Source organism: Shewanella sp. 10N.286.51.B8, assembly GCF_041469325.1.
Classification (GTDB): Bacteria; Pseudomonadota; Gammaproteobacteria; order Enterobacterales; family Shewanellaceae; genus Shewanella.
Map to the genome: position 1 here is coordinate 1 of NZ_JBFRKG010000087.1, position 3,731 is coordinate 3,731.

General features: G+C 39.2%; 5 protein-coding genes. All 5 read left to right on the forward strand.

Features of this window, described 5'->3' with window-relative positions; translation table 11 throughout:
• Positions 1-559: cytochrome c biogenesis heme-transporting ATPase CcmA (gene ccmA / locus AB4160_RS19425; protein WP_372006084.1), on the forward strand; the 559-nt coding region annotated here is incomplete at its 5' end.
• 9 nt (positions 560-568) lie between these two features.
• Positions 569-1,255, forward strand: a complete 687-nt coding sequence (gene ccmB, locus AB4160_RS19430; RefSeq protein WP_102440376.1) for a heme exporter protein CcmB — start codon at positions 569-571, stop codon at positions 1,253-1,255.
• Complete coding sequence (locus tag AB4160_RS19435; protein WP_102520616.1) at positions 1,256-2,002, forward strand: heme ABC transporter permease; 747 nt, start codon at positions 1,256-1,258, stop codon at positions 2,000-2,002.
• Complete coding sequence (gene ccmD, locus AB4160_RS19440; RefSeq protein WP_102440380.1) at positions 2,002-2,199, forward strand: heme exporter protein CcmD; 198 nt, start codon at positions 2,002-2,004, stop codon at positions 2,197-2,199. The genes AB4160_RS19435 and ccmD overlap by 1 nt, the downstream gene beginning before the upstream one ends.
• On the forward strand, positions 2,199-2,696 hold the full coding sequence (gene ccmE / locus AB4160_RS19445) for a cytochrome c maturation protein CcmE (RefSeq protein ID WP_102440378.1): 498 nt from the start codon (positions 2,199-2,201) through the stop codon (positions 2,694-2,696). Before ccmD ends, ccmE begins: the two co-directional genes overlap by 1 nt.
• The last annotated feature ends 1,035 nt before the right edge of the window (positions 2,697-3,731 follow it).

Here is a 3,731-nt window from a genome sequence, read left to right on the forward strand (position 1 = left end):
TGAAATTAACGCTGGTGATATTGTCCAAATTGAAGGCCCAAACGGTGCCGGAAAAACCAGTTTACTACGCATAATAGCCGGACTTTCAAGGCCATACGCTGGTGAAGTCGAATATATCGATACCGATATCACACAATGCCGTGATGAATTTAATGAAGATTTACTTTACCTAGGTCACTTAGCAGGTGTTAAAAGTGAGTTAACAGCAAAAGAAAATCTTAACTTCAATTTAAGGTTAAGTGGTTATGATGACTTTGATAGTTACGATATATTAGCCAAAGTTAACTTAGGCGGTTTTGAAGAAGCCCTAGCAGGACATTTATCTGCAGGTCAGCATCGTCGCACCGCATTAGCAAGACTGTGGCATACCAACAGTCGTATTTGGATTTTAGATGAGCCATTTACCGCCATTGATAAAAAAGGTGTTGAAGAACTAGAGCAATTATTTATTCAGCACACTAAAAATGGGGGTTGCGTGATTATGACAACTCACCAAGATATGGGCATCATTACTGATGATGTGCTTCGTAAGGTAAAACTAGACTATCGTTTCGTATAAGGTACAACAATGAAAAGAGGCATAAGTTACACCCAAGCATTTATGACATTGTTGCAACGGGATCTAAAAATTGCCATTAGACATCGTGGTGATATTTTTAACCCATTATTATTCTTTGTACTGGTAGTGACATTGTTTCCGCTAGGTATTGGCCCTGAACCACAAGTATTATCACGTGTGGCACCAGGCATTATTTGGGTCGCAGCCCTACTAGCATCGATGCTGTCATTAGAGCGTTTATTTAAAGCCGATTTTAGTGACGGCAGCCTAGAGCAAATGTTGCTCAGCCCACAGCCATTATCGATTTTGGTATTATCAAAAGTATTGGCGCACTGGATTTTAACCGGTGTACCATTAATATTAGTGGCACCTTTACTTGCTGTACTTCTGCATTTAGATAGTAATAGCTATGGCGCGCTAATCTCGACACTAGCAGTCGGAACACCAGTATTGTCCCTTCTTGGCGCTATTGGTGTTGCATTAACGGTTGGATTACGCAAAGGCGGTGTACTACTAAGCTTGCTAATTTTACCGCTATATATACCTGTTCTCATCTTCGCTACAAGTGCGATTGATGCGGCTGGAATGAATTTACCCTACACAGGTCAACTTGCTATTATTGGTGCAATGTTGGTCGGTTCATTAGTTATGGCACCATTTGCAATTGGTGCTTCATTAAGAGTGAGTACAAACTAAATGTGGAAATGGCTACATTCATACGCTGATCCAGAGCGTGCATACAAACTAGCATCAACCCTTTTACCTTGGTTTGCATTTTCGGCCATCTTATTTATAAGTGTCGGAACCATCTGGGGAATGCTCTTTGCCCCAATGGATTACCAACAAGGCGAAAGTTTCAGAATTATTTATATCCATGTACCAGCAGCCTCAATGTCTATGGCCGCGTATATGGCTATGGCATCCGCTTCATTTGTCGGGCTTGTATGGCAGATTAAAGCAGCCGATTGGGTTGCTGCCTCAATTGCACCAATAGGCGCTGTAATCACTTTTATCGCCTTATTAACTGGTGCTGCATGGGGCAAACCTATGTGGGGCACATGGTGGGTATGGGATGCACGCTTAACATCAGAACTGGTGCTATTATTCTTATACCTAGGTGTAATATCTCTTTACGCTTCATTTGAAGATAAAGTACTTGCAGCTCGTGCAGCGGGCATTTTAGCAATAGTTGGTGTAATTAATATTCCAATTATTAAATACTCAGTTGATTGGTGGAGCAGCTTACATCAACCTGCGACAATTAAAATCACTGAAAAGTCATCAATGCCAATGGAAATGTTAGCACCGTTACTTATCAATATCGTCGGTTTTGGATTAATGATTGGTGCAATCACTTTGCTACGCTACAAAGCTGAGATTTTAGCTAGAAATGGAATGCGTCCTTGGGTTAGAGAATTAGCAAAAGCGGAGGCATCGAAATGATACAGTTCGAATCATTTTCTGAATTTTTAAATATGGGCGGTTATGCATTCTATGTATGGTTGTCATACGGTGTTACCTTCGGAAGCTTAGGGACGTTACTATTCTTGAGCCTTCGTCAAAAAAGATCCGTCTTACTCGAAATATCTAAAAAGATGGAACGAGAAGACCGCCTTAAAGAAACTAGGAGTAGCAGATAGTGAATTCAAGACGCAAAAAGAGATTAACACTGGCAGTCGCATTAATTGCAGGTGTTGCCGGTATCGCATCATTACTAATATATGCGCTAAATTCAAACTTAAACTTATTCTATACTCCGTATGAAATTGTAAACGGTAAACCAGATACAGGTGACAAGCCTGAAGTTGGTCAACGTATACGTGTAGGTGGTATGGTGACCTTAGGCTCAATGGTACGTGATCCTGATAGTTTACATGTTGAATTTGCCATTCATGATATTCTTGGTGGCGAAATCATCGTAACATTTGATGACTTGTTGCCTGATCTATTCCGTGAAGGACAAGGTATTGTTGCACAAGGTGTATTAACAGAGCCTGGCGTATTACAAGCAACTGAAGTACTTGCAAAGCATGATGAAAATTACATGCCTCCAGAAGTTGCTGAAGCCATGGGCCAAAGCCATGAAAAATTAGATTACTCTGAGCAAACTCAATCCGAAGGTTATAAATACAACTAATCCAAGATTAAGTAGCGACCATACGAAATTTAAGCTTCATCCGTAAGCTAATCACCATGTAAAGCACTGACCACAATTGGTCGGTGCTTTTTTATTTGGCTTGCGTAATTAAAGTATAGGAAGTCAACTATGAGTTTAAGTTTACTGTTGCCCTCAAACAACCAAGAGTTAATGTTTAACCAAAAAGTTGTAATAATCAATCCCTCTGCATTAGCCGCAATTCCCCCCCAAAAAACTATAAAGTGCTAATTACCCGGAAAATGATAACCCTAGCCTCTGCGCACATTTAAACGGACTTATATTAACAAAGTACACTAAACCCTATATTAATCGTAATAAGCTGACTGGAAGCTTTTAAATAGCTCTCAAGCAATTATATTTCTAATACCTACAGCGCATGAATAGCTATCTTACCTATTAGCACCGCACAAAACCCTTCTTTAAAAAAATCCCTTAAACAAAACTATATTCTGCATTGGAGCAAACACCAATGCCAAACCAGGCTGCAATTGATATAGTTGACTTGAATACCTTTTTTAGCAGCTAATAAAAAGGAGTGTTATTTCACTGCTTAATAAAATCTAGAATGAATCAAAATAAATCTTAAAATTAGCAACTAGGGTTTAAATAACAGATAAATCACTTTCGTTGTCCACTAGATTCTGAGCCTAACAAGCAGGGACACTTGGTGATAAAGACTTAGGTGGACTCGTTTAACATGTGCTACTTGAAAAAGATAACTGGTTTTAAGCACACGTTTAGTGGCTTTATAAACAAAGACGCAGAACCCTTTAACGCTGCCAACTAACTTAAACAGTTAACCTTTCATGGCTAGTAAACCAACTTATGTCACCAAAAAATGACACAACTAAATGGCTACAGTCAAAACTGATTACAGCAATGCAAATGACAATTTAGCTATTACAGAAAGCTTCGTAAACAACTTTCAAAGCAGTTTAACTGACTTAGGTTCAGATGATTAACAATTACAACTGGGTAGTTTGCGAGTAAATCTAAGCTAATTACGAGAAGCTA

Coding starts and splice junctions, on each gene's coding strand:
- AB4160_RS19435 (WP_102520616.1), top strand. CDS start 1,256: ATGTGGAAATGGCTACATTCATACGCTGATCCAGAGCGTGCATACAAA.
- ccmB (WP_102440376.1), top strand. CDS start 569: ATGAAAAGAGGCATAAGTTACACCCAAGCATTTATGACATTGTTGCAA.